Origin of the sequence: Paenibacillus sp. 2RAB27 (assembly GCF_052115445.1) — a bacterium.
Lineage (GTDB): Bacteria > Bacillota > Bacilli > Paenibacillales > NBRC-103111 > Paenibacillus_E.
This window is the reverse complement of record NZ_JBFRGR010000026.1, coordinates 36,625-62,954: the sequence shown is the minus strand read 5'-3', so window position 1 is coordinate 62,954 and position 26,330 is coordinate 36,625. Positions and strand designations below refer to the sequence as shown.

Below are 26,330 nucleotides of genomic sequence, written 5' to 3'. Positions count from 1 at the left end.
AAAACAAAAAAACAGCGGCAAGCTAAGACTGTACAACGAAGTCCGAGCTTGCCGCTGTTTCGTTATTTTCTTACTTCACCTTACGATCCCGCAGATAGCTCCACAGCATCAAAACAAACCCCGCCCCGGTCAATCCCGCGCCGATCCAAGGCAACGACGACAGGCCGATGTGCGTAATCGCCCAGCCACCTAGAAAAGCACCGCCAGCGTTGCCGAGATTCAACGCAGAATGCGTTGAGGTGGCCGCCAGCTCTGGCGCTTCTTTGGCCAGATTCATGATGCGAATCTGGAGCCCAGGCAAAATCCCGAACGCCGCAATGCCCCATATGAATATGGTGATAATCGCGGCAACCGGGAATTGATCCGTATACGCGAATACAGCTAGAATAAGCGCTAACGCAGCGAAATTGCCGATCAGGGAAGGCATGAGCTTCCAGTCAGCCATTTTGCCACCTAGGATGTTGCCTAAAGTAACGCCAAAGCCGAACAAGACGAGAATCCACGTCACGCTGCTCTCTTTGAATCCTGTGATGTTGATAAGAATGGGCGCGATGTAGGTGAACACTGCAAACAAACTGCTGCAACCTAAAGCGCCAATCAGGAATACGAGTAACAATCTTGGCTGCAAAAGAGCACGAACCTGTTTGGCAAGACTGCTATTGGTTTTCTGTGTAATCTGTGGAATGAAGATGAGAATACCGATGAAAGAGACGATTCCCATAATGACAACGGAGCCGAAGGATGCCCGCCAGCCGAGATGCTGACCGATGTAGGTGCCAAGCGGTACGCCAAGAATATTCGCGATAGTTAGACCCGCCATCATCACGGAAATGGCACTGGCCCTCTTTTCAGGCCGAACCAAATTCGCCGCGATCACAGAGCCCACACCGAAGAATGTACCGTGAGCCAAAGCAGTGATCAGTCGCGCTGCCATCACGACCCCATAGGACGGAGCAAGGGCAGCTAGGCCATTGCCTAAGATGAAGATGAGCATCAGCACGAGAAGAAGGCGTTTTTGCGGCAGCTTATGAGTCAACATAGCGAGAATCGGAGCACCGAATGCCACGCCAAGTGCATAGCCCGTAATCAATTGACCCGCTTGCGAAATGCTAACGTTCAAGTCATCCGCCACATTGGGCAGAATCCCCATAATAACGAACTCGGTCATACCGATCGCGAAGGCGCCAACCGTTAGGGAGAAAAGGGAGATAGGGAACCGTTCTTTCTCGGTCGCTGTCCCTTGTAAAGCATGTGAAGTGTTCATGGTTGCATAGATCCCACCTTTCTATCTTAAAGGTTTAATCATACCACGAGGACAAGCGACAAGGTATGACATTCTTTGCATTTTTTTGTGATAAGTAATAATTTCAAATTTGCCTGTTGACATTTATCTTTAAATAAAGTATCTTTAAATTAAGATAAACGAAACAAACATAAGAAATGAGGTGAAGCAACATGAGCGAAACAAGAAATCAATCTTTAGATCTTTACATCGCCMTTTCTAGAGCGAGTGAGTGGGTGAACGCCCACGGGGATCGAGATATTCGCAAGCATGGACTGAACCGCACAGAGTTTGGTGTACTAGAACTGCTTTACCACAAGGGATCGCAGGCGATTCAACAAATTGGCAGTAAAGTATTGATGAGTAGTGGGAATATTACCTATGTCGTTGATAAGCTGGTCAAAAAGGAATTCGTTATACGCAATACATCGACGGAAGATCGCAGATTGATTTTTGCTGAAATTACGGAAAAAGGGAAACAATTTATTGAGGACGTTTTTCCGAAGCATGCCGAAGTGATTGAGAGCGCAGTGGCAGGATTGACGGACGAAGAGAAGAAGCTCGCAAGTCAGCTGCTGAAGAAGCTAGGCAGATATGCGCAAGAAGGATTCAAGTAGTGATCGAGTTCAATTGCGCTCAGCACAAACGGAATCCCTAACATAAATGACACTATCTTATGTAAACTATCTTAAAATAAAGATTCTTAAATATGAAGGAGTTGGCTATTATGACAACAACACAACAACAAACCGCAGGTATCCACCATATCACCGCTTTCGTTCAACATGCACAGGCAACCGTAGATTTTTATGCAGGTATTCTAGGGCTTCGTATGATCAAAAAAACGATCAATTTCGATGCACCGGAAGTATACCATCTCTATTTCGGTAATGAAGCAGGAAGCCCGGGCACGATCATTACTTTCTTCCCATATGCGGGATCCCGCAAAGGTCGGGTCGGCGGTGGTCAAGTCGGCATCACGACTTACGCCGTGCCAACAGGCAGCCTTTCTTTCTGGGAAGCGCGCCTTACACAATTCGGTGTTGCCTATGAGAAAAATGCGCGATTCGGCGAAACCTATGTACAATTCAAAGACCCAGACGGTCTGAGACTAGAGATTGTTGAGCGCGAACAAGGTGCGCCAAGTCAGTGGGCATTTGGTGGTGTTCCCGTGGACAAAGCGATCAAAGGCTTCGGCGGCGCTGTCCTCTACAGCACGGCACCTGACAAAACGTCGGAACTCCTTGTGAATGTCATGGGTTTGAAAAAAGTAGGGCAAGAAGGCGCCTATGCACGCTTCGCTTCCTTCGGCGACTTGGGTAATATCGTCGATATCAACGTAACGCCGATGGACTACGGTGCTGGCGGCGCGGGAACTGTTCATCATATCGCATGGCGTGCGAAAGATGATGCCGAGCATGCGCTATGGAGAAGTCACGTAGCGAGCAATGGCTACCACCCTACTCCAATCGTGGATCGTCAATACTTCAACGCGATTTACTTCCGCGAAGAAGGCGGCATCCTGTTCGAAATTGCTACTGATCCGCCAGGGTTTGCAAGAGATGAAGCGCCAGAGGCGCTTGGCGAAAAATTAATGCTGCCAGAATGGTTTGAAGCAAGCCGCGATCAAATCGTGCGAAATCTGCCGCCAATCGAAGTGCGGGTATTGGAAGGTGATGAGCAATGAAACATATCTATCAGCAAGGATCTGATCTGACAGCGCCCGTGCTCGTTCTGTTTCACGGAACGGGTGGGACCGAGCAAGACCTGCTGCCATTGGCGCAGGCAATTTCACCAACCTCCTCCGTACTTAGTGTACGGGGGAACGTCCTAGAAAACGGCATGCCGCGGTTCTTCCGTCGGCTGGCTGAGGGCATCTTCGACGAGGAAGATCTGATCTTCCGTACGAAGGAAGTGTACGATTTCCTCGACGCAGCAGCAGTCGAGCACGGCTTCGATCGCAGCAACGTCGTTGCGATCGGCTATTCCAACGGCGCGAACATCGCGGGCAGCTTGCTGTTCCATTACCCGAATGCGCTTCGCGCAGCCATTCTGCATCATCCGATGGTGCCGCGTCGCGGCATCCCGCTGCCTGATCTCTCAGACACCCCTGTATTCATCGGGGCTGGCAAGAACGACCCGATCTGCTCACCCGAGGAGTCGGAGGAGCTAGAGCGCCTGCTGAGCGATGCTGGATCGGATGTTCATGTGCATTGGGAGAATTCAGGCCACCAATTGACGCGCTCTGAGGTTTTTGCCGCAGCAGAGTGGCTCAAAGGGATCTCACTCTAATAGAGGAAGAGAGGAGATTGTCACCATGACCATGCTAGGCATTGATCCATCCGCACAAAGCGAGCGTGAGAATTATAAGCTGCTCATCGGCAGTATTATCCCGAGGCCGATCGCTTTCGTCTCGACGTTATCGACTGAAGGCGTGCTGAACGCCGCGCCTTTCAGCTATTTCACCATCGTGACGGCGGACCCGCCGATGGTTGCCGTTTCCGTGCAGCGGAAGCAGGGTGTCCGGAAGGATACCTCCCGCAATGCAGTCGATACAGGAGCCTTCGTTGTACATATCTCAGACGAATCCTATATCGACCAGATCAACCAGAGCGCCGCTGCGCTGCCGCCTGAAGAGAGCGAAGTGACGCTGACGGGGTTAACGCCCGTCCCGAGCAGCCACATCGTTGTTCCGGGCATCGCCGAAGCCAGCATCCGCATGGAATGCGTCCTCGAGCAGGTGATTCCGCTAGGCGGAACACTGGACGCACCCGCGGCAGATTTGTTAATCGGACGCGTCGTATATTTTCACATTGATGAGAACTTAGTTGACAAAGGACGTATTGACCCGATAAAGCTAAAGCCTGTAAGTCGGTTAGCGGGCAATGCTTATGCGAAGCTTGGCGAGCTTTTTGAGATAGATAGGCCGGTGTAAAAGAGACGGACCGCTTCGTTCTAACGCAGAACGAGAGGCGATTCGTCTCTTTTTATGACGACTTACTTATATTGCATTTTACAAAAAGGGTTTACCCACGTATGATGAGTTAGCTATGTAATATTTCTTATCCTATAACGGGAACTTATTTCGATTCGTAACGTACTACTTCAAGGCACATAAACTTACGAGATCCGACACGACGCGGAGAGAGGGAGTTCTAACAGGATGAAGCATGAGGATAAGGGTGGGTGGCGGAAAGATATCGCGCCTTTCGAAAGACCACATATGAAGCATAGTGTGTGGCAAATCATCAATACAGTGGGACCCTTTTTCGTGCTTTGGTATTTTGCTTTTCTAAGTCTTTCCGTTTCAATTTGGCTAACTTTCGTGATTGATCTAATTGCTGCAGGTTTTTTGATCCGCATATTTATCATTTTTCATGATTGCTGTCACAAATCCTTTTTCAAAAACAAACTCGCCAATGAAATTGTTGGCACACTAACAGGAATATTAACCTTCGTACCGTACCATCAGTGGCGCCATACACACTCTGTTCACCATGCATCTAGTGGAAACTTGGATAAAAGAGGCGTTGGTGACATCTGGACGCTAACCGTGGATGAATATATGGAAGCAACATGGCTTAAACGAATGACATATCGCCTATATCGCAGTCCGTTTGTGATGTTTATCATTGGACCGATCTTCATCTTCTTGATTGATTACCGGTTTAACCGCCGGAAGGCAGGCATGAAAGAAAGAATCAATACGTATATCACGAATATAGGTATTGTTGGCAGTATTGCTTTGCTTTGTTGGGGTATCGGCTGGGAGTCGTTCCTGCTGATTCAAGGACCGATGTTCTTCTTCTCAGGTATGGCGGGCATTTGGCTGTTCTATGTTCAGCATAACTATGAAGAAACGTACTACGAGAATGATGCAGAGTGGGATTATGTGAAAGCCGCGATGCACGGCAGCTCATTCTACAATTTGCCGCGAGTACTTCATTGGATTACAGGCAATATCGGCTATCACCACATTCATCATTTAAGCCCGCGCGTGCCTAACTATCATTTGCAAAAGGTACACAATAAGAACGAAGCACTTCGCAATGTGCAAACGATCACACTGAAGACGAGTCTGGAATCATTGAAATTCCGTATTTGGAATGAGGAATCCAAGAAGTTCATTCAGTTCAAGGATTTGAAGCAGTTCCGCGTGAAAGTGAAACCACGCATTATAAAAGCTGTAGATGTGGAATAATTAACTTGTGTCTGACCTGTGATTATCTGCAGGTTAGGCGCTTTTTTTATCGAAATAGCGTTGAAATGCCTAAGTGGGCACTGTATAATCCAACTATGACGTCAAAAAGTGAACAGGTGTTTATTAATGCAAATTTTAAAAGATGAAGTCAAACAAAGTATCCGCCAATCGGCATTGGCCGAGTTCAAGAAGCATGGATATTTGAAAGCCTCCATTCGGCAAATTGCAGATTCCGCAGGCATAACACCAGGTAACATCTATCGTTACTTCAAGAGCAAGGATGATCTGTTCGATGAACTGATACAGCCCATTCAGGAGCAATTAGCTGAGGTTTTGCGCGTTTGCAAGCAAGAAGTGGATGACACCCTTTGCACGGCATTGTCTGATCATTTAGTAATTTTACGCCGAATTGATGCCTCCCTGATGCTGCTTTTCAAGGAGTCCAGCACCGAGCTTACGATTCTGCTGAATCTAAGTGAAGGTTCTCGATTTGCTTCGGCGAAACAAGACATGATTACATTGGTGCATCAGATTATTTCCGAAGTATTTACAGCAGAATTGGCGCCTTCAGGCACGCTGTCCCAGAAAGATCAGTTATCTGCTCAAATGATTTCGACCACGATGATCGAGAGTATTTGTCTGATTTTGCGCGACCATGAGGATGGCGATACGATTAAAATGCTCGTTGATGAACTGTTGTACCTGTATTGCACAGGTATTTCAGAAAAAATAAAGCTAGCACAGGCGTAAATTTTTTTAGCTCAATAATGAACGCTTGTTTACTAGTGAGTGGAGGAGAAGAGAGAGATGAAATCCATTATTAAATGGCGTTGGGCGATTCTAGCCGCGTGGTTGGTGGCGACCGTGTTGTTGACGGTTTTCCAACCCAATGTGAATGCGATTCTTGGACTTAGAGGGCAGGATCCGTTGCGTAGTGACGCGCCATCCAAGGTTGCCTCAGCGATTCTGAACAAAATCAATGGGGTCGAGGGCACGAGTGATATTGTGGTTTTCCATAACCCGAATAAGCTGTCAGATGCCGATATGAAAGCGATCGAGGCCGGTATTACGAATATGAAAAGCCATCAAGACCAGCTCGGCTTCAATCAGTTGATTGATCCATTTACCATGCCGGAGGCGAAGTCATCACTGATTTCTGAGGATGGCACGACCCTGATGGCGAGCTTTTCTTTGGATAAAAGAGGGCGTCACGTCGAGGACATTAAGCTGGAGTTTGAAGATGTTCTGAAGGACATGAAGGTGGAGTATTACCTTTCTGGGGAGGATTTCATTCAGGATGATTATATTAAAGCTTCCGAGTCCGGTGTTGAAAAAAGTGCCGCGCTAACGGTCATTTTCATCCTAGCTGTCCTTGTGATTATGTTCCGTTCCGTCATTATTCCGGTAGTATCCTTGCTGGCGGTCGGTATTTCGTACCTGGTGTCCATGGGGATTGCCGCACAGCTCATCGATAAATTCAATTTCCCGGTGACGAGTGTTACGCAAATGCTGTTAATCTTGATTCTCTTCGGGATTGGGACCGATTATAACATTCTCTTATTTAATCGATTCAAAGAGGAATTATCCCATGGCTTATCCGTGGATGAAGCGATCATTGTGACCTACCGCACGGCGGGTAAAACGATTTTCTATAGCATTTTGACCGTGTTTATTGCGTTTGCTGCCTTAACGTTATCGGATTTCGGTATTTATCAATCAGGTAACGTAGTTGCGATTGGTACGGCGATTCTCTTGCTCCAAATCGTAACGGTGACGCCGTTTTTCATGAAAATGCTGGGCAATAAGCTCTTCTGGCCTTCCAAAGGCATGGGGGGTCATAAGGAGAGTAAATTCTGGGCAGGCTTGACGAAAATTGCGGTGAAAAGACCGATTATAACGACAGTAATCATTCTAATTATTACAATTCCGCTTGCGCTTGCGAATCATCAGAAACTGTCGTTTGATCAGTTGAAGGAACTTGGAAATGATCACCAATCCACCAAAGGCTTCAGCCTCGTTGCGGACCATTTCAGCCGAGGTCAGGCACTCCCAACGATGGTCGTTATTGAGAATGACAAACCACTTAACACGAATGATGGTTTAGCGGCAATTGATAAAGTGACGGAGAAGCTGAAAACCATTCCAGGTGTCGATATGGTTTCCAGCGTGACACAGCCGCAATCGAAGCCGATTGATGACTTCTATATTTCTACGCAAACGAAGACGGTTGCCGATGGCATTACAGCTTCGCAAAAAGGGGTAAATCAAATTCGGGATGGCCTTACTTTGATGCAAAGCAAGCTGGAAGTGCCTGATACATCAAGCGTTGGCCAACTTGTAGATGGCACAAGTCAAGTGCAGGATGGCTATAGCAAACTGACTACTGCTCTGGATCAAGTAGCTAGCGGTATCGCGCAAGGTGCTGGCGGTGCAGATGAGCTAAGTACGGGAATTGCTGCATTGAAAGATGGCATGGACCAAGTGAGTGTCAATAGCGTTAAGATCACTGACGGGCTGACACAGCTAGGGCAAGGATATAACGCTATGACGGAAGGTTACGGCCAAATTGAGGGGCAGCTTACGGGGATTCAGCAAGGACTTGTCGGGATGAATGGTCTGATTGGCGGGCTTGGCAGCAAGTACAACCAATTGAACACTGATGAAGATTACATCAAGCTGAAGCAAACGGGCGAAGGTCTTGCCTCCGGTCTAACGCAGCTGAGCGGCGGACTAAGCGAGCTTGGCAAGAACGCAGCCAAGCTGAACAGTGCTTTCGCCGAAGCGAAGCAAGGCTTGGCGCAAGTGAACGGCGCGCAGGCGCAGCTAGCGGCGGGACTTACGCAGCTGGAGAGCGGAGCGGATGAGCTCGCCAAAGGGCTGAAGCAAGGCAGCGCGGGCAGCCGCGAGATCGCTGCGAACATGGCGAAGCTGAACGCTGCGCTAGGCAGCGTCAAAGACGGTCAGCAGAAGCTGAGCGAAGGCCTGTCAGGTCTTGGCAGCGGCATGGGCCAGCTGAAGGACGGCCTTGGGCAGAGCGGCAACGGACTCGGTGACGTGTCCGAGGGACTTGGCATGACGAGCCAGTTCCTGACGCAGCTGAACGGCTCCAAAACGTTCTTCATCCCGAAAGAAGCGCTGTCGAGCGCAGATTTCGGGAAGTCCTTGGACAGCTTCATGTCCAAGGATCGGAAGATGACGAAGATGATCGTCATCTTGAAGGATGACCCGTATTCATCGGCGGCGATGGATACGATTGAAGGCATTAATGCGGAGCTCGCTGCGAGCGTGAAAGGCACCGTGCTGGAGAATGCGAAGGTCGGCGCGGCAGGACCGAGCTCGACGACATATGACACGAACAAGGCGCAGCTGAAGTCGTTCAATAGCACTGCGATTATCGTCATTATCGGTGTGTTCATCGTCTTGCTGTTCGTCATTCGGGCCTTCTGGCCAGCCGTTTATATCATATTGAGCTTAGTGATATCTTACTATGTAGCGATGACGGCGACGAATGTCGTAACGGACAAAATCATCGGCGCTGATGGGGTTTCCTCCTTCGTACCGTTCTTCTCTTTCATCATTATTATTGCTGTCGGTGTCGACTACAGCATCTTCCTGATGATGCGTTACAAAGAGCTTGGCGATCTATCGCCCTCGAAAGCGATCGTGCAAGCCGCTAAGCACATCGGCGGCGTGGTGATCTCGGCGATGGTCATCCTTGGCGGAACCTTCGCCACGCTCGTACCATCCGGCCTCGTTCTGTTGATCGAGCTAGCGGTGGCCGTGATCGTCGGCCTCATCGTGCTCTGCTTCGTCTTGCTGCCGATGCTATTGCCTGCGCTGCTGGCTATGCCAGAAGCACTACGGGCAAAGCGCGGCGTCAGCGCGCACAAGGTGTCGACGGAGAGTCGCACGGCGTAGGTACAGAGATTTGTATAGGGCTTCCTTCCAGGGTGATTGCACCTGGAGGGGAGCCTCTTTGCTGTGTAGATAAGAATGGATATAAATACAAGTAAATGCAGAACCTAATGTCAAAATAAGATTAGGTGATACTTATGCTATCGTTACTTGTTTCTCTTTTTCTGTTTATCATTGGTTATCCCCGAAAAAGTACTCGCCAAAACGATAGCAGAATCGTTGTTGCCTATGTTTCCCTGGCCATGATCGGCCTGGCTCTGGCTGTTTTTCATGCAACGGAAACAACCTATGTCCTAACGAACATGTTACAAAACACGCTGAACAGTATTGTTGAAAAGGGGGGCGGATAGTGTGTCTCTATTGGGAAAGCTTCTTAAGAAATCAGCATCGAGCGCATCGCCCGATCTGTTGACAGCAGCCGTCGAATTACAAGAGCAATCGTCAGAACAATTGAGTGGCAGTTTAGAGAGCAACTTGAGCTTGATTAAAGACGCTACGCAGAATCCTTCCGATCTCATTGTTCGTGAACTTCTATTGCAGAACGAGGATGGCTTGAAAATTCGAGCCGCTGTTCTATATATTGATGGACTTGCAGAAAAAGATATTGTACACCAATGTGTCATTCTCCCTCTGATGCAAATGGACCATAACGTGCAGGTTACATTAACACATATCGAAAAATTTGTCATAACAGCTAGCGGTATAAAGCGAGTAAGCACGCTAAACGAAAGTATCAAAGGACTGTTATACTCAAGCACGCTTGTTTTGCTTGACGGGGTTGCTGAAACCTTACTCATCACCTCCGAGGGCTGGGAGCATCGGTTCGTTTCCAATCCGACTAGCGAGCCGATTATTCGAGGCCCTCAGGATGCCTTTAATGAGGTGCTTCGAACCAATACAGCCTTAATAAGAAGAAAGATTAAAGATCCGCAATTAGTGCTCTTTCCTATTCAAATTGGTACGCGAACATTGACCGATGGTGCTATCGCTTATTTACAGGACGTAGCGAATCCAAGCATCGTGAATGAGGTCAAACGAAGGCTCGCCAAAATTGAAACCGAGGGTATTCTGGATAGCGGCCAGCTTGAGGATTATCTAAAAGATTCTCCGTACTCGCCATTTCCGCAGCTCAACTCGACGGAAAGAGTGGATAAGGCATCTGCAGCKATCTTGGAGGGTAAAGTTGTCGTGCTCGTTGATGGCACGCCATTTGCACTAACGATGCCGATCACTTTTACTGAATTTCTACTGGCTACCGAGGATTATTACACGAATTATTGGGCAGCAACGATGCTGCGCTGGGTGCGATTCTTGGCGATGCTTATGGCGCTTACGCTGCCCTCCATCTATATTGCAATTACGACGTTTCATCAGGAAATGCTCCCGACGGAGCTCATGCTTGCTATTGCAAGCAATCGCAGCGGGATTCCATTTCCAGCTTTTTCAGAAGCGTTGATTATGGAAATCAGCTTAGAGCTGCTGCGGGAAGCAAGTCTTCGCCTCCCTGGCACAATGGGCCAAACGGTCGGTATCGTTGGCGCACTTGTCATTGGACAAGCGGCTGTTCAGGCGAATATCGTCGGCCCTGTACTGACGATAATCGTTTCTTTTACGGCCATTGGTGCTTTCGCCATACCGAATTACAATGCCTCTTTAACCATTCGGCTGCTGCGCTTTCCTATTATGATGCTAGCTGCCGTTTTGGGCATTTTTGGTATCGTGTTTGGAACCAGCATGATTCTCATCCACATGATTCATCTACGCTCCTTCGGCGTCAACTATCTGGCTGCTCTGACCCCCCAATCCTTAAAAGATGTGGATGATTCCATCGTGCTCAAAAAGCCAGCGTTTTCTTTAAAATACCGCCCATCTTTTCTTGGCTTTAAGAGGCGAAAACCGTAAGCGAGTGGAGGCATATCGTTGAAATCTGCACATCTAACGACCAAGCAAATGATGATTCTAGTATGCTTTATATCTTTTGGTACGATTTTTTTTACACTTCCGCGCACGTTAGCGCAAGCTTCGGGGCATAGTGGATGGCTGTCGATCCTCCTAGGCAGTCTTATGGTCATTCCAACTTTCTGGTTAATTACACAAATTGGTTCAGCTATGCAAGAGATGAGCATTATTGCGTATTGCTTAAGCCTGTTTGGACCTGTCTTCGGGCGTGTTTACGCACTTCTCTTCCTGCTGCCGTTATTGTTTTTTGCTGCAATTATTATACGGATCCTTGCGGAAATTATCGTTTCACTGGTTCTCCCGGAAACTCCCTTGGAGCTGGTTATCATTATGCTGCTCGTTCTGCGTTATTATTTGGCGCAAGGCGGGATGCTGTCAATTGCTCGCTGGGGCGAGATCATTGCTCCCGTGATCGTTTTAATGTTCGTCACGATGTTTGCCCTTTCGATGGAAAATGTGGATCTTGAACGCATAGAGCCTTTTTTTAGTGCTTCATTGATGGAAGTATGGAAAGGTTCATTGGGCATTTGCAGTACATTCTCTGAAATGATCGTGCTCCTATATATCTATCCACAAATCAAGAAGAAAGCCCAAGTATTGCCTGCGTTACTGTGGTCTATGTTCATCGTCTTGTGCTTGTTTGAGGTAACTTTCCTGATTACGATGGGAACCTATGGCAGTGCATTTACTCAAAGACTTATGTTTCCTGTCATTGAATTAGTAAAAGATATTGCCATATTTGAATTTATTGAGCATTTGGAGAGTCCCTTCTTGGCCGTGTGGATATTTATAAATATTACCAAAAATTCATTGTTGTTTTACGCTTGCTGCGTTGGTTCTCGGGACTGGTTCGGTACGATTGACATTGGTAATCTAATGATTCCAATTTCTATAATTATCTTTTACTTATCTATGATCCCTGACAACATTAACGCTAGCATCGTTAGTTTCGAAATAGCCAAAGGGGTTACGTTCTGGCTGTATGCGTTCGTTCTTCTCACGATTCTATGGTTAGCAGGTAAGATGAAAGCAAGGAGAACCGCGAATGAGAAACCTGCGTAGAAGCGTCAATTTGCTGTTGCTGAGCGGGATTCTCATCTTAACCACAGGGTGTTGGAACAGACAGGAAGCCGATAAAATCGAATATGTCCTTGCCGCGGGCGTCGATCTTAACGATAAGGGACAAATCGTTCTTACGGTTCTAACGCCTGTATTGGAAGCTATGAAACCAACGAGCGGCTTAAAGGGAGAGCAAAAGAAAACATTGAGTGTAGTCGGAGATACAACATTCGAAGCAGCGCGGAGTTATCTGCAAATCGTGGGAAGAAAGCTGTATTGGTCCCATCTGCAGGTGTTAGTAATTGGAGAAAAAGCGGCAAGAACAGATGTTCGACATTACTTGGACTTTTTCTCATCGGATCCCGAGCTGCGGGGCACGGCATACATAGCCCTGGTAAAAGGACGCGCGCTCGATATGCTAGAGTCAACGCCAGACATTACAGCCATATCCTCTAATTACTTGAAAGATAGTATTAAAAATACGGACTTAGATGGCAAATCCGTCAAGGTGCATTTTACTGAATTTGCTCGCAAGCTGGCAGAACCAACAGGCGGACAACCTTACACCTCTATGCTTCAGTTAGTTGAACAAGCGGATTATGTCAAAAATACGGTCGGTGTGAAGCCCTATCAAGGAGGGGGGGCCAAACAATCGAGTTTATTTTATACGTCGGGTACAGGCGTGTTTTCCAATGGGATGCTGGTAGGGACTTTGAACGGCACAGAGTCTAGAGGTTTTATGTGGGTCACGGGAAAGCTGAAAACAGCGATTGTCACCGTCCCTTGCCCGAATGAGTCGAATTGTCAAATATCCTTGGAAATTGCAGGTGAAAAGAAAAGTAAGAGCAAGGTTTATTACACGGATGGTAAAGCGGTGATTCAACTCCTTATTAGTGTGGAATTTAATATTGGAGATAAAGCTAGCAGTAAGTTCAAGGTAGATGCCAAAACGATTTCTTATTTGGAAGAACAATTGTCCAATACAATTCGTAACGAAGTGCATATGGCTTTTCGCAAAGTTGCCATTGACTATAAATCAGACATTTTTGCTTTCGGCAACAGATTAGAAGATCGAAATCCTAAACTATGGAAGCAAATTAAAGATCAATGGGAGAAGGAGATATTACCAGAGGCCGAACTGGACGTACAGGTCATCTCCAAGCTTCGCAGAACGTCAAGAACGCTCTATTCGCCTTGGGTGAAAGCTGAGCATTCTTAATTAGACATACAAAGAGGGACGTATGATGCACGGATTAGCATGTTCATCCCTCTTTTTCCATGCCCCAAAACCTAAAAAAAACACAAGTGAGTGAAAAGCCATTCCATAGTTGAAAGCGCTGTATCAGGTTACGATAGACCTATAACATCGACGAAGATAAGTGAGGGGGGCCAGAGGATGGCGGTCAACGCACAAGCGGTAAAGCAGATGAGTGGACGTAAGCAGATGAGCAAAGGCAAGTCCTTGCTGCGCGCGTTTTGGAAGTATAAGGCGTTATATCTGATATCACTGCCGGGCATTATTTATTTTATTGTTTTCAAATATGTACCTTTGCTAGGATCTGTTATTGCTTTTCAGGATTACAACATTTTCGACGGCTTCACAGGCAGTAAGTGGGTAGGTCTTGAACATTTTACCCGCATGTTTGCACACTATGATTTCCTCAATATTTTGAAAAACACGGTACTCATCGGTGTCTATGATTTGCTGCTAGGGTTTCCGGCGCCAATCATTCTCGCCTTACTATTGAATGAACTACGCATCGTGATGTACAAGCGTGTGCTCCAAACCGTCGTGTACATGCCGCATTTCCTGTCTTGGGTTATCGTAAGTGGGATTGCAATCGGTATTCTTTCTCCTTCAACAGGAGCTGTTAACCACTTTATTACTTGGTTAGGCTTTGAACCCATTTATTTTATGGGTGAAGAATCGTGGATTCGTACCGTGTTAATTTCCTCAGGTATTTGGCGTGATTCCGGTTACGGCACGATCATTTATCTAGCAGCTCTAGCTGGGATTAATCCAGATTTGTATGAAGCTTCTGAGGTAGATGGTGCCAATCGATGGAGACAAACGATATCCATTACACTACCTTCATTATTGCCGACAATTATGATTTTGTTCCTATTACACATTGGTAAATTCCTTGACTTTGGCTTCGAGCGTGTTTATGTATTCTTGAATCCGCTTAACAAAGAAAGTGGCGAAATTCTAGATACGTATATTTATGCGCAAGGTTTACAAGGTCAGCAATTTAGTTATACGACAGCTATTGGACTTTTCAAAGCCGTTGTAGGCGTGATCTTTATTGTAACTGGTAATATTTTAAGCAAAAAAACAACGGGTGAAAGCTTGTACTAAGACGGAGGTGAACGCTATATGAATCGCAAGCCGACAGCCGGCTGGCAAGTGTTTAATGGCTTTAATATATTATTTCTATCACTCCTATCGTTAGCGATGCTCCTGCCGTTCTTAAACGTGCTGGCTCAATCGTTCAGTTCTTCGGAATCTATTGTGAATGGGAAGGTATTGTTCTGGCCTGTTCAGTTTACATCAATTAATTATCAATATGTATTTAGTGATGCGGCAATCTGGCGTTCCTTCGGAGTAACTGTGTATATTACTGTAGTGGGAACACTCATTAATCTGATCGCGACCGCCTCACTGGCTTATCCGGTGTCGCGTCCTGAGTATGCCGGCCGTAAAGCAATCGTTATTATGGTTCTAATTACGATGGTTTTCACAGCGCCGCTCATTCCTAACTTTATTTTGATGAAAAATTTACACCTGACGAACTCGCTTTGGGCCTTAATGATTCCTGGTGCGATCAGTGCTTTTAACTTCTTCATTATGCGTTCGTTTTTCATGCAAATTCCGAGTGAGTTAATTGATTCTGGTCGAATCGACGGTTGTTCCGAGCTCAGAATGATTTGGAATATTGTTTTACCGCTATCCAAACCGGTTATGGCTTCCTTGGGGATTTTCTACGCTGTAAGCCATTGGAATACGTTTCAAGCTGCCTTGTACTATGTAAATAAGCCTGCACTTTGGCCGCTTCAAGTTAAGCTTCGTCAATTGATTGTTTCCGAGGATATCAGTATTGATCCGAACGCTTCCCAGTTCAGCGGGCTTGCTCACATGGACCCGGAGGGTATCAAAATGGCGACGATTATTATCGCAACGCTTCCGATCATTATTATTTACCCGTTCTTACAACGCCATTTCGTAAAAGGTATGATGGTGGGATCGGTTAAATCCTAGTTGCTGTCGACAGATATATACAAAAAACCTACTATTTAACTCTTTTTACACAATTCTAAAAAAAAGACAATTCGAACTAAAGACAGTCCATAGTCGCTAATTGTAAACGCTTTTACAATGGGGTTATGAAAGTGTTAGTTACCTAGTCGATATGAAAAGAGGGGTAGAAATGAAAAAATGGATTCCCACGACGATGGCTGTCGTATTAATGGCCAGTGTGATGGCTGCTTGTTCTTCTTCCAAGACTGAGGATAAACCGGCATCAAGTGCTGGTGCGACTACAACTGCTAGTGCAAAGCCGGCAGAGAAAACGAAGTTCTCCATCTCCCTGCGTACACTTGCTTTCGGACATGTTGAGAAATCGCCTGATATTAATCAAGACAAATGGGTGAAAAAGCTCGAAGAACTAACAAACTCCGATATGAATATCGTGCTTGTTCCACACAAAGAATATGAACAAAAAATGATCCAAATGTTTGCAACAAATGACATCCCTGACGTCGTACAGGGCAGTGGTGGTGTGAACGGGAAGGAAATGGCGGGATCTGTAAAAGCCGGCGTATTCCAACCGCTAGATGAGCTGCTGAAGAAGTATGGTCAGAATTTGCTGAAAAAAGTTCCGAAAGACGCTTGGGATAACGTAACGTACAACGGTAAAATCTATGCGATTCCGGAGTACTTGTCCAATCCATCCCGTCGTTCGATCTTTATCCGTAAAGATTTGCTAGACAAAACAGGTTTAGGCGTGCCGAAAACGGTTGATGAGTACATGGCTGTTCTGCGTAAGTTCAAAGAAATGGGTGTTGAGAACCCCTACATGGGCCGTGAAAACTTCAAGTATGCCGATTCCTTCTTCGGTGCTTATGATGTGTATCCGTACCTGTCGATGTTCGAGAAGTCTGGGGATCAAATCCTGCCGAAATTCTTTGATTCAGAGAACATGATGAAAGCCCTGCAAACGTACAAAACGATGTTTGACGAAGGCTTGATCAACAAAGAATTCGCAACTATCAATGCGACTGTGTTCAAAAACACGATTCTTGCAGGTAAAGCAGGTATGTGGTCCATGAACGCCAATGAAATGCTGCAATGGGAGACACAACTGAAAGCAACAGTGCCAACGGGCGATATCGAAATTATCAGTTCTCCAACTGGACCCGACGGTAAAGGTGGTCACTACTTGTATGGACCAGCGCCGCGTGCTTACTTCATCAACAAGAACGTGAAAAATGCCGAGCAAATCATTAAGTTCTTCGACTGGATGATGTCCGATGAGGCTGAGAAATTCTTCACATTCGGTATCCAAGGCGACACGTATACAGAAGCTAATGGTAAAATCGACTACAAAGCACCAACAGATCCAGCTGCAGTCGATGAAGAGCGTTACCGTCAATCTTTCTTGTGGCTTGTCCAAGATACAACTTATAATAAGGGTACACTTAGCTTGACAGAAGATGGCAAGAAATTGATGAACGTGTATGACACGACGTTGAAGAATGAAGGACGCGACGGTATCAACTTCGAGCCTCGTCTAGAATCTTTGATGAAAAACCCTGATATTTCACCACTTTCTGACCAAGCACCTCCAGTTATTCTTTCCCACATGGTGAAAATGGTTTATGGTAAAGAACCAATTTCCGACTGGCCGAAAGTATTGGAAGAGTGGAAGTCCAAAGGTGGAAACGAAGTTATCAAGGAAGCAACAGAGAAATTTAATAGTAAAGATTCCGGTACGACTGTGTCGATGCCGCGTAAATAAGCTCAGTTCCTGAGCATGCCGCCTCCTCACGTGCCCAACGGTACGTGGGGAGCGTGCATTTCATCCCATTTTGAAAGGAGAGTTTCTCATGTACCGCATACTCATTGTCGATGACGAACCGATGATACGCAGAGGATTACAGAAGCTTGTGGAACAATCGGGGCTGCCCATTGAAAGCTTGCGAACGGCTGAGAATGGTGTTGTCGCAATGCAGCGGATTCAAGAGGAACGACCTGATTTTCTTTTTACAGATATACGTATGCCGAAGATGGATGGTCTGGAGCTATGTGCACAAATTGCCGAGATGGATGCTGACATTCAAGTGGTTGTGATCTCCGGTTATGGGGATTTCGAATACGCGCAGAAATGTGTGTCTTACGGGGTCAAGGAATATTTGTTGAAGCCAGTCAACATTAAGGGATTTCAGCAGGTGTTAGAGAAGCTCATTCTGAACAAAAGCAAGGTGAGCTCGGAGTCTTTCGTCGCCGTCACGAAGCTGGAGAGTTGGGCTACGCGTTTGGAGCAAGCGGTATGGATGCTGCAGCAAGAGGAGCTTGACCGAGATCTCGAGGAGATCAAGGCGGAGCTAGGTACTTATAAATTAAAGCTCAATCGCATGAGTGATATTGTGCAGGAGATTTACACACTTGTACATGGGCGGCTTATCGTTCGGGATGTGTATATGATTCAGGAAGAGTCCCAGATTTCTCCTTCGCTCAGCGAGGAAGATGTGTGGCTGTGGTTTACGGCCTCTGTGAGAGGGTTGCTGCAAGAGCTCAAGAATAAGCGCAAAGGCAAGCAGAAGGACCCTGTCGAAGAAGCGAAACAGTATATGGAGAAGCATTTGGCGGAGGAAGTTTCCTTAGAAGAGGTAGCTGAATTCATTGGATTGAATCCCTCCTACTTTAGCCAATTATTTAAGCAAAATACGCAAGAAACCTTCGTTCAGTATCGAACGCGTCGCCGCATGGAGAAGGCGAAGAAACTTTTACAGCAGCCGCATTGGCGCATTACCGATATTTCTGGTGAGGTTGGGTATGCGGATCATCCGCATTTTACCAAAACATTCAAAAAGTATGAAGGCTGTCTACCCTCGGAATACCGTCAGCGTATGGGGATCCGATAATGAAGAGAAAGTCGCTTTCACGTCAAATTTATGCGTATTTTCTCATCGTTATCGTCCTATCGTTGGTGTCCGTTGGGGCTGTGTCCTATGTGCAGTCTTCACGGGCGCTGGATGATCAAGTTAAGCAATATATGGAGCAGATGATCGATAGTGCGAACTATCAAACGGATAGCTATTTACAGGCGTATGAGCTGCTCAGCAATGCCTTTTCGTCGAATTCGGATGTGCGAGCATTCATGGAAATCAAGCCGGATGATGGTTATGAATACTATGTGTATTCGGAAAAAATCAAGGAATTCGCCCGAATTTCGGTCACTTCCGTCATTACCCTGTATAAACAGCTGAACATGAGCTACGTCGTGGGTCAGCACGGTCGATCTGTTATTTACGAGAATCAGAACCTGCTGAATTTCGATCCAGTGCTTGTCCGTGAAAAGTTCGACTACTTGATGAAATCAACGCCTGGAGATGGCAAAATTGCGCTGCTCAATATGAGTATCCGTCCTGTTGATGAAGGGTCCGTTGTAACGATGGCTCGCAAAGTGAGGGGGCCATCCTATGGGGATGCCAACCGCGGAGTTGTCGCCATTGAAATTAAGCTAGATGAACTTGCGAAGACGTGGGACCGTGTTAGCTTGGGGAAAGAGGGCTTTTTCTTCATTGTGGATGACACGGGCAACTACATTTATCCACGTACGATGAGTGAACGCAAATCGCAGGATGAGTTAGCTTCGCAAGTGCTGACAAGTGGAAATCAAACATTTTTGTCCAAATATAATGGCGAAGAACGTATGTTTGTGTCGAGGAAATCAGGATATTCCGATTGGAACCTTGTTGCCTCAATGCCAGTACAGGAGCTGCGCCGACCTGCCAACACGATTCGAACAACGACGATCATTGTAGGTCTGGTTACATTGGCTGCTGCACTTGTGCTTGCTTCTCGCTTTGGTCGCTCCATTATTAGGCCGATTCGGGATCTCAAAGACAGCATGCGGGAGACGGAGAAAGGGAACTGGCAGTATATCGAGGACGCGGGGAGAACGGATGAGATGGGTGGACTCATTCACAGCTACAACCTGATGGTAACGCGTCTATCGGATATGATCGAGCGTGTGTATGAGGCCGAGCTGGAGCAGCAGAAAAACGCACTCGAGCTTGGCGAGACCAAGCTGGAACGTCAGAGGGCCGAGTTTCAGTCCCTGCAGCTGCAAATTAACCCGCACTTCTTATACAACACGTTGGAAACGATCAACTGTTACGCCATTGTTCAGGATTCAGGAGAAATCACAGAGATGGTTGAGGCCATGGCTTTCATGCTCCGCTACTCCGTTCAGACCAATCTAGAGGAAATCACGGTTGCGAATGAGTTGAATCATGTGCGGAACTATATGATTATTTTGCAGCATCGGACGGAGCGGGAATTCGAGATTGATGTAGCGATCCCTCCAAGCCTGCTGCTAGAAAAGATGGTCCGTTTGACGTTGCAGCCGTTGATTGAAAATATTTTTCAACATGCTTTTCCAGAGGGTGTGGAAGAGCGGCATACCATTCGCATCGATGCTCGCAAAGAGGGCGGCTTGTTCCAAGTTTTCATCGAGGACAATGGCACTGGCATGATGCCGGAAAGACTTGCTGAGTTACGTAGGAAACTAGAGGAGAACCGTCTGGCGGAGCCGGAAGAAGCGACCACCGGGACGAAGAGGGGTGGAGGCATCGGTCTGATGAACGTTCATCGACGGATTCAAATGGTGTTCGGCGAAGCCTACGGGCTGTCGGTTGACAGCGAGTGGGGACGCGGCACCTGCATCACGATGACGATGCCGGAGACGGCGCGGCCTCGGCTGCGCGGGTAAGTGGAGCGGCGCCTGGGAGCAAACTGAACCCTTCTCACGACTCTGCTCGACTGATGCCCCTCGCCCCCGTACCCCGCCGCCTCGTCTAACGGACACAGATGACGTTAATCGGTCTTTTAGCGGGATTCATATGTTTTAACGGACAACATGGCCGTTATTCTCTTGTTTGGGGCACAATTTTGCCTCCCAAACAGTAGATAGCGTCTCTCGCGTCCGTTACACGAGGAAACTGTCTGCTTTAATAGAAATAGCGTCGCTCGTGTCCATTACAATTACAGGTAGTTACGCTGCATAAGCAGCGATTCAAATAAAATATAGATTTATATCCATGGGAGGATACCACAATGAACATCAACTTAACGGGGAAAATAGCACTTGTAACAGGATCGAATGCAGGGATTGGGCGGGCGATTGCACTAGCATTGGCAAACAACGGTGCGAAAGTAGGCGTGAATTGTTTGAACAATGTGGCACAAGGACAGGAAGTTGTAGCGGAGATTCAAGCTTTAGGTGGGGAAGCAGTTCTTGTACAAGCGGATGTAACGAACGTGGAACAAATCGATAGGCTTGTGAGTGAAGTTGAGCAAGCGTTGGGCGGATCGATCGATATTCTTGTCAATAACGCAGGCCACTTGGTACAGCGCGTACCTAATGCTGATATGTCCGAAGAGATGTATGACCGCATCATGGATGTAAACTTGAAAAGCACAGTTTTCGTATCTAAACGCGTTCTTGCAGGTATGAAAGAAAAAGGCTGCGGTCGAATCATTAATATGACATCTGTTGCTGCACATAATGGTGGCGGACCTGGTGGAAGTGTGTATGCGGCAAGTAAAGCAGCGGTGCTTACTTTCTCTAAAGGTTTGGCGAAAGAAGTTGCAGCAAGTGGCATCACCGTGAACAACGTTTCACCAGGTTTCATCGGCAATACGATGTTCCACGCGACATTCACAACGGATGCTGCGCGCCAAGCAACGATTAATGGCATTCCACTGCAACGTGAAGGAACGCCAGATGATGTAGCTGGCGCAGTTCTTTATCTGGCTTCCAATTTAGCTGCATATGTAACAGGTGAAACGATTGAAATCAACGGCGGGATGATGATGCGATGAGTAGCGCGATCCCTTTGGCCGCTAAAGTAGAGGCATTGACGTGGGCGAGTCAAACCGCCCGCAAACTCCAAGAAGACATCGACAGGCTGCAGCAAGCAGGCAGCCTGGTCGTTCCTAAAGAACCTGGTGGTTGGTGGCACCAGTATGTTTGTCCACACCATCACACCGAACTGACGTTCGATGAAAGCTTTGTAGATGCTTTAGAATTTCTGTGCCCACACGGGTGTGTGATTACAGGAGATGCCTACCGGGGTGCTTGGCTCGTGTTTAAGCACCAGTCCTTGGCACGAGTGGCGTTGCAATCGGCTGCTATTTACGCAGCGCTGGGTGACGTTTCCTATGCACAGATTAGTAAACGTTTGCTTGTCGAGTACGCGGAGCAATTCCCCCACTACCCGGTGCATCCGGAAGCACAGAGCTGGATGTTAAAGGGACGTGCCTTCCACCAAGCACTGACGGAGGCGATTTGGTCTACAACGCTGATACGAGCCTATTTACTGCTTCGCGATGAGGGTATTACCTTTGATGCGAAGGAACAGGTAGCGATCGACGTGTTCTTAGGTTTGTTAGCGGAGAGTATGGAGGAGTACCGTCATATTCTGATCCATGAGCGAAACAATGCGGAGAACAACTATACCGCTTGGCTGAATGCGTCCTTATCTTGTGTGTACGCGGCTCGAGGCGAGCAAGCGCTACTTGAAGCACTTATTGAAGGCCAAGGCGGCTTCATACATCATTTATCCATCGGTGTGAAAGCCGATCAATTCGAATTCGAAGGAAGCACGTATTACCATGTGTTCGTGCTTCGTGCCTATCTCATCGCTGCCGAAATGGCACAGCGCTTCGGCATTGATCTCTACGCCACGACTGGCGCAGAGGGGCAGTCCATGCGCGGCATGCTCGAAGCGTTGGCCGACTTGGCCGACGACCAGGGCGCTTTGCCGGCCCTGCATGACGGGCCGCTGGAGCGCGGCCCTTACGCTCGCGAAATCGCCGAGATCGCTGAGCAGGGGCTCGCGATCTACGGCATTGCCGGCCTCGCGCCGGTACTGCGCGAAGCGTACCGGCAGCTAGGCGCTGCCGGGAACGAGCAGCTCGAGGCGCTGCTCTACGGCGGAGGCGCTGACCGCGCCGCAGCTTCAGAGCCGCGCAGATCGCGGCTCTGGCCGGACGCTGGCTTCGTCATCGGCCGCATCGCGGGGAACCCGCTGTCGTTCCTCGCCGATTTCGGTGAGCACGGCGGTTCCCACGGCCACTACGACAAGCTGCATCTGACGTTGATGCACCGAGATCAAACCCTGACACCCGATCTGGGGATGGTGCCTTACGGCTCGTCCATGCGCAGATCGTGGTTCGCAGAGACAGCCAGCCACAACACGGTTTCGCTGGCAGGTCAATCGCAAGCGCCGCATGAAGGGCGCCTTAAGTACTATGAAGCGACAGAAACTTCGGTTTACGCCTGGTTGCAATCGACGGAAGGCTATGAAGGCTGTACGATGAATCGACATCTTTTGCTTACGGAGGATTGGATGTTGGACTGGTTCCAAGTTGAGCTTTCTGGTGATCAACCGCAAGCGATTGAATGGTGGATGCACCCTGTCGTAGCGGTAGAAGCTTTGCAACAACCACTTAAACCTGAGGCTAGTTATCCATTGCTTGTCGCTGAGAAAGTAGGGGACGTAACGACGCTCAAGGAGCAGCAACTGCCGATTACTAGCAGATTTGTACCCACTGAAGGGATTGCCGGTAATGGCGTGGGTGAACTGCAAGCTTCTTACAACCTCACGAACTCAGACGCTGTCATCTTCCACTCCGCACTCGTTCAACCGGGTGATGAGATTGTGGCTGTTCAGACACCCGGCGATGCCGTGGATCCTTGTCGCTCACTTACAGCGATGCTTCATCGCCGTAATGACCGTAGGGCGGATTTCATTCATGTCTATCGCGCAGGCAGTGCAGTACAGCTAACGCAGCAGACGGGCAATGAAATCAGCATAACCGTTCTTGGTCAAGCAAGTGGTTCAGTCCGCTTACGATTAATGACAGATAAGGGATTACAAATTCTGTAATTTGTCATTCGGGCTTTTGCTCGAAAGACAAACGCAACGCCAAAATTCGCAAAATCACTATTAAATTCTATATAAGTCGCATTCATATTTCATATTCCATCATGCTTCACCTAAATCCTTATCATCATAAGCCTTACAGAACCAAACCTGGAGGGGAACAATCCATGTCATTATCGCCACTTTACGAACCGCAGAGCGGTGTGTTAACCGTACAATACGAGCCGAATGAGAAGACGGTGTTGCTGGAAAATCCACCTCGCTTCACGTGGATTCCCGCACAACTGGAGCACGATCGCTATGTACTTCAAATCTCACAATCAGAGGCTTTCGAACCTGCCGAAACGCAGACTGTTCAACCGATTCCATATAATTTATACACACCTGATGCTGCACTCAACGCAGGCACATACTACTGGCGCTATGCATTGCTCGAAGAAAATGGCGAACAAACGGCATGGAGCTGCATTCGCCGCTTCGAAGTACCGACAGATTTGCCTGAAACACCGCTGCCAAGCAGAGCTAAGCGCTATGCAGAGGTCTCGACGCAGCATCCACGATTATGGCTGCAAGCTTCCGAAGTAGAAGCCTTCCGCACCGCTTTAGCGACGGATCCAAGCTATTGCGAATGGGATGTTTTCTATGAGAAGTCTGTCAAACCATGGATCGAACGAGATCTGATTGCGGAGCCGCTTCATTACCCAGGAAATAAGCGAGTAGCCAAATTGTGGCGGCAAATGTATATGGATACACAAGAAGCCTTGTATGCGGTGCGTCATTTGGCAGTAGCAGGCCAGTTGCTCAACGATGCTACGCTATTAGATCGTGCCAAAACCTGGCTGCTTCACATCAGTACTTGGGACGTTAAAGGGACGACGAGCCGTGACTATAACGATGAGGCGTCCTTCCGAATGGCTGGCGCCATCGCCTGGGGCTATGACTGGCTCTATGATCAACTATCCGAAGATGAACGAAAGCATATTCGTCACGTTCTGCTCGAACGTACACGCCAAATCGCGCAACATGTTATCGAACATTCCAAAATTCATCATGTACCGTTCGACAGTCACGCCGTACGCTCTTTATCCAGTGTGCTTGTGCCTTGCTGTATTGTGCTTTTGCAGGAAGAGCCAGAGGTTCAAGAATGGTTGGACTATACCCTTGAATATTATGCTTGTCTCTACTCGCCGTGGGGCGGGCCGGACGGGGGCTGGGCCGAAGGTCCGATGTATTGGACGACGGGCATGGCTTTTGTTACGGAAGCGATGAATTTGCTGAAGAAATATACAGGCATTAACTTTTACAAACGACCATTTTTCGCAAAAACAGGTGATTTCCCGCTGTATGCGTTCAGCCCAGACACCTTGCGTGCAAGCTTCGGCGATCAGTCGACATTGGGGGATCCCGTCAGCTTGAAAACGGGCTTCAACATTCGTCAATTTGCAGGTGTGACAGGAAACGGTTTGTACCAATGGTATTATGAACGTGTTCGCGAGACAGATACAGATTCAGAAATGAAGTTTTACAACTATGGTTGGTGGGACTTCCGATTTGATGAAATGGTATATCGTCACGACTATCCGCAGATTGAAGCGATCGCACCTACCGATGCGAATATTCAGTCGGTCAAATGGTTCCGTGACATTGACTGGGTTGCCTTTCACTCCAATATGGCGGATCCGGAGCGTCACATTATGCTCCTCACGAAGAGCAGCAAATACGGATCTGTCAGCCACAGTCATGGCGATCAAAATGGCTTCTTGCTGCATGCCTACGGCGAGCCGCTGGCCATTGAGAGCGGCTACTACGTGGCATTCAGCTCAACGATGCATATGAATTGGCGCAGACAGACGCGCTCAACGAACAATATTTTGATCGACGGTCTCGGTCAATACGCCGAAAAAAACAAAGTGCTAAATATGGCGGCTAATGGTTTTGTAGAAATTGCCGAGCAGCGCAAAGGCTATGGTTATTCCCGCGCTAACGCAACCGCAGCCTACCAAGAATACGTTCCCTACCTAGAGCGGTATGTACGTGAACTTTACTTCTTCGGCACTTACGTAGTAGTTGTCGATCATATCGATCTCACACAGGCGGGTACCGTAGATTGGCTGTTCCAGACGCTGTATGAGATGAAGTTGAACGGACAAACATTCAAAGTCCAAGGTCGTAAGGCCGATATGGACGGCCGTTTCGTCTATTGTTCCTCTGGGGAACTCCAATTGTCCCAGCATCAGAGCTTTACCGACATCGATCAATCGGAGATTGAAGGTTTACCGCCGCACTATCATTTGAAGGCAACGACGACATCCTCCCGTAGCCACCGTATCGCAACATTGCTTGTACCAATCAAGCATGGCGAGCCGAAATATGTTTCCTATTTCATGGATGACCAAGGTTTCGACGTTCATATTTACTTCACGGAAGATGGCATCACGCACCGTGTAGAAGTTCCAAAGGCTTATTAAAGTATCCCGCAAATCAGCGACCTATCTATCAGCGCAAGCTATAGGAGGTCGTTTTTTCTTTGTTTTTATCCCCCGATTTTCAGCGCTAAATGCCATCTTTCTCATAAATAACCACCCTAGGGGGAAAGTTAAGGTGCAGAGATAAATCTATAGAAATCAAACATCATACCTGAAGTTCACACATTGTAAGGGGTACCAATTTCACGGCATAATAAGGACATAAAGACATTCACTCAAAACGAACGAGGGGGATTTACATTGGTGAAAAAGT

Annotated in this window: 20 protein-coding genes; 19 read left to right on the top strand and 1 reads right to left on the bottom strand. The window is 47.6% G+C overall.

Annotation, left to right across the window (positions count from 1 at the left end; translation table 11 throughout):
- Positions 1 to 70: 70 nt before the first annotated feature.
- Positions 71 to 1,264: an MFS transporter gene (locus AB4114_RS26730; protein WP_441991189.1), complete on the bottom strand. Its 1,194-nt coding sequence runs from the start codon at positions 1,262 to 1,264 to the stop codon at positions 71 to 73.
- A gap of 191 nt (positions 1,265 to 1,455) precedes the next feature.
- On the opposite strand from AB4114_RS26730, the gene AB4114_RS26725 reads away from it, so the two are divergent.
- The 19 genes from AB4114_RS26725 (at position 1,456) to AB4114_RS26635 (ending at position 26,059) form a co-directional block, all read left to right on the top strand.
- Positions 1,456 to 1,899 carry a MarR family winged helix-turn-helix transcriptional regulator gene (locus AB4114_RS26725; RefSeq protein WP_441991188.1) on the top strand — a complete coding sequence of 148 codons (444 nt, stop codon included), beginning with the start codon at positions 1,456 to 1,458 and terminating at the stop codon, positions 1,897 to 1,899.
- A gap of 110 nt (positions 1,900 to 2,009) precedes the next feature.
- Positions 2,010 to 2,969, top strand: coding sequence for a ring-cleaving dioxygenase (locus AB4114_RS26720; protein ID WP_441991187.1), 960 nt, complete (start codon positions 2,010 to 2,012; stop codon positions 2,967 to 2,969).
- Positions 2,966 to 3,574, top strand: coding sequence for an alpha/beta hydrolase (locus AB4114_RS26715; protein WP_441991186.1), 609 nt, complete (start codon positions 2,966 to 2,968; stop codon positions 3,572 to 3,574). Before AB4114_RS26720 ends, AB4114_RS26715 begins: the two co-directional genes overlap by 4 nt.
- Before the next feature lie 31 nt (positions 3,575 to 3,605).
- On the top strand, positions 3,606 to 4,217 hold the full coding sequence (locus tag AB4114_RS26710) for a flavin reductase family protein (protein ID WP_441991212.1): 612 nt from the start codon (positions 3,606 to 3,608) through the stop codon (positions 4,215 to 4,217).
- Positions 4,218 to 4,445: 228 nt separating this feature from the next.
- The gene (locus tag AB4114_RS26705) at positions 4,446 to 5,483 is read left to right on the top strand and encodes a fatty acid desaturase (protein ID WP_441991185.1); all 1,038 of its coding nucleotides are present in this window, start codon (positions 4,446 to 4,448) and stop codon (positions 5,481 to 5,483) included.
- Between the two features lie 126 nt (positions 5,484 to 5,609).
- Positions 5,610 to 6,233: a TetR/AcrR family transcriptional regulator gene (locus tag AB4114_RS26700; RefSeq protein WP_441991184.1), complete on the top strand. Its 624-nt coding sequence runs from the start codon at positions 5,610 to 5,612 to the stop codon at positions 6,231 to 6,233.
- A 57-nt stretch (positions 6,234 to 6,290) separates the two neighbouring features.
- Positions 6,291 to 9,401 (top strand): MMPL family transporter, encoded by a 3,111-nt coding sequence (locus tag AB4114_RS26695; protein WP_441991183.1) that lies wholly within the window; start codon positions 6,291 to 6,293, stop codon positions 9,399 to 9,401.
- Between the two features lie 134 nt (positions 9,402 to 9,535).
- The gene (locus tag AB4114_RS26690; protein ID WP_441991182.1) at positions 9,536 to 9,748 is read left to right on the top strand and encodes a hypothetical protein; all 213 of its coding nucleotides are present in this window, start codon (positions 9,536 to 9,538) and stop codon (positions 9,746 to 9,748) included.
- Position 9,749: 1 nt separating this feature from the next.
- Positions 9,750 to 11,300 (top strand): spore germination protein, encoded by a 1,551-nt coding sequence (locus AB4114_RS26685; RefSeq protein WP_441991181.1) that lies wholly within the window; start codon positions 9,750 to 9,752, stop codon positions 11,298 to 11,300.
- 18 nt (positions 11,301 to 11,318) lie between these two features.
- A complete protein-coding gene (locus AB4114_RS26680) occupies positions 11,319 to 12,419 on the top strand; it encodes a GerAB/ArcD/ProY family transporter (protein ID WP_441991180.1) in 1,101 nt (366 codons plus the stop codon).
- A complete protein-coding gene (locus tag AB4114_RS26675; RefSeq protein WP_441991179.1) occupies positions 12,403 to 13,635 on the top strand; it encodes a Ger(x)C family spore germination protein in 1,233 nt (410 codons plus the stop codon). The genes AB4114_RS26680 and AB4114_RS26675 overlap by 17 nt, the downstream gene beginning before the upstream one ends.
- Before the next feature lie 207 nt (positions 13,636 to 13,842).
- Complete coding sequence (locus tag AB4114_RS26670) at positions 13,843 to 14,775, top strand: ABC transporter permease (protein WP_441991211.1); 933 nt, start codon at positions 13,843 to 13,845, stop codon at positions 14,773 to 14,775.
- An 18-nt stretch (positions 14,776 to 14,793) separates the two neighbouring features.
- Positions 14,794 to 15,675 (top strand): carbohydrate ABC transporter permease, encoded by an 882-nt coding sequence (locus AB4114_RS26665; protein WP_173119739.1) that lies wholly within the window; start codon positions 14,794 to 14,796, stop codon positions 15,673 to 15,675.
- Between the two features lie 169 nt (positions 15,676 to 15,844).
- Positions 15,845 to 17,434 carry an extracellular solute-binding protein gene (locus AB4114_RS26660; RefSeq protein ID WP_441991178.1) on the top strand — a complete coding sequence of 530 codons (1,590 nt, stop codon included), beginning with the start codon at positions 15,845 to 15,847 and terminating at the stop codon, positions 17,432 to 17,434.
- Positions 17,435 to 17,522: 88 nt separating this feature from the next.
- Positions 17,523 to 18,560, top strand: a complete 1,038-nt coding sequence (locus AB4114_RS26655; protein ID WP_441991177.1) for a response regulator transcription factor — start codon at positions 17,523 to 17,525, stop codon at positions 18,558 to 18,560.
- On the top strand, positions 18,560 to 20,413 hold the full coding sequence (locus AB4114_RS26650) for a cache domain-containing sensor histidine kinase (RefSeq protein ID WP_441991176.1): 1,854 nt from the start codon (positions 18,560 to 18,562) through the stop codon (positions 20,411 to 20,413). Before AB4114_RS26655 ends, AB4114_RS26650 begins: the two co-directional genes overlap by 1 nt.
- A 344-nt stretch (positions 20,414 to 20,757) precedes the next feature.
- Positions 20,758 to 21,525 (top strand): SDR family NAD(P)-dependent oxidoreductase, encoded by a 768-nt coding sequence (locus tag AB4114_RS26645; protein ID WP_441991175.1) that lies wholly within the window; start codon positions 20,758 to 20,760, stop codon positions 21,523 to 21,525.
- The gene (locus AB4114_RS26640) at positions 21,522 to 23,594 is read left to right on the top strand and encodes a heparinase II/III domain-containing protein (RefSeq protein ID WP_441991174.1); all 2,073 of its coding nucleotides are present in this window, start codon (positions 21,522 to 21,524) and stop codon (positions 23,592 to 23,594) included. The genes AB4114_RS26645 and AB4114_RS26640 overlap by 4 nt, the downstream gene beginning before the upstream one ends.
- Positions 23,595 to 23,758: 164 nt before the next feature.
- On the top strand, positions 23,759 to 26,059 hold the full coding sequence (locus AB4114_RS26635) for a DUF4962 domain-containing protein (protein WP_441991173.1): 2,301 nt from the start codon (positions 23,759 to 23,761) through the stop codon (positions 26,057 to 26,059).
- The last annotated feature ends 271 nt before the right edge of the window (positions 26,060 to 26,330 follow it).

What these genes read in the sequence shown, in the direction of transcription:
- AB4114_RS26660 (WP_441991178.1), top strand. Translation starts at nt 15,845, where the DNA reads ATGAAAAAATGGATTCCCACGACGATGGCTGTCGTATTAATGGCCAGT.
- AB4114_RS26655 (WP_441991177.1), top strand. Translation starts at nt 17,523, where the DNA reads ATGTACCGCATACTCATTGTCGATGACGAACCGATGATACGCAGAGGA.
- AB4114_RS26670 (WP_441991211.1), top strand. Translation starts at nt 13,843, where the DNA reads ATGAGTGGACGTAAGCAGATGAGCAAAGGCAAGTCCTTGCTGCGCGCG.
- AB4114_RS26665 (WP_173119739.1), top strand. Translation starts at nt 14,794, where the DNA reads ATGAATCGCAAGCCGACAGCCGGCTGGCAAGTGTTTAATGGCTTTAAT.
- AB4114_RS26730 (WP_441991189.1), bottom strand. Translation starts at nt 1,264, where the DNA reads ATGAACACTTCACATGCTTTACAAGGGACAGCGACCGAGAAAGAACGG.
- AB4114_RS26690 (WP_441991182.1), top strand. Translation starts at nt 9,536, where the DNA reads ATGCTATCGTTACTTGTTTCTCTTTTTCTGTTTATCATTGGTTATCCC.
- AB4114_RS26710 (WP_441991212.1), top strand. Translation starts at nt 3,606, where the DNA reads ATGCTAGGCATTGATCCATCCGCACAAAGCGAGCGTGAGAATTATAAG.
- AB4114_RS26650 (WP_441991176.1), top strand. Translation starts at nt 18,560, where the DNA reads ATGAAGAGAAAGTCGCTTTCACGTCAAATTTATGCGTATTTTCTCATC.
- AB4114_RS26705 (WP_441991185.1), top strand. Translation starts at nt 4,446, where the DNA reads ATGAAGCATGAGGATAAGGGTGGGTGGCGGAAAGATATCGCGCCTTTC.
- AB4114_RS26695 (WP_441991183.1), top strand. Translation starts at nt 6,291, where the DNA reads ATGAAATCCATTATTAAATGGCGTTGGGCGATTCTAGCCGCGTGGTTG.
- AB4114_RS26715 (WP_441991186.1), top strand. Translation starts at nt 2,966, where the DNA reads ATGAAACATATCTATCAGCAAGGATCTGATCTGACAGCGCCCGTGCTC.
- AB4114_RS26675 (WP_441991179.1), top strand. Translation starts at nt 12,403, where the DNA reads ATGAGAAACCTGCGTAGAAGCGTCAATTTGCTGTTGCTGAGCGGGATT.
- AB4114_RS26635 (WP_441991173.1), top strand. Translation starts at nt 23,759, where the DNA reads ATGTCATTATCGCCACTTTACGAACCGCAGAGCGGTGTGTTAACCGTA.
- AB4114_RS26720 (WP_441991187.1), top strand. Translation starts at nt 2,010, where the DNA reads ATGACAACAACACAACAACAAACCGCAGGTATCCACCATATCACCGCT.
- AB4114_RS26700 (WP_441991184.1), top strand. Translation starts at nt 5,610, where the DNA reads ATGCAAATTTTAAAAGATGAAGTCAAACAAAGTATCCGCCAATCGGCA.
- AB4114_RS26640 (WP_441991174.1), top strand. Translation starts at nt 21,522, where the DNA reads ATGAGTAGCGCGATCCCTTTGGCCGCTAAAGTAGAGGCATTGACGTGG.
- AB4114_RS26645 (WP_441991175.1), top strand. Translation starts at nt 20,758, where the DNA reads ATGAACATCAACTTAACGGGGAAAATAGCACTTGTAACAGGATCGAAT.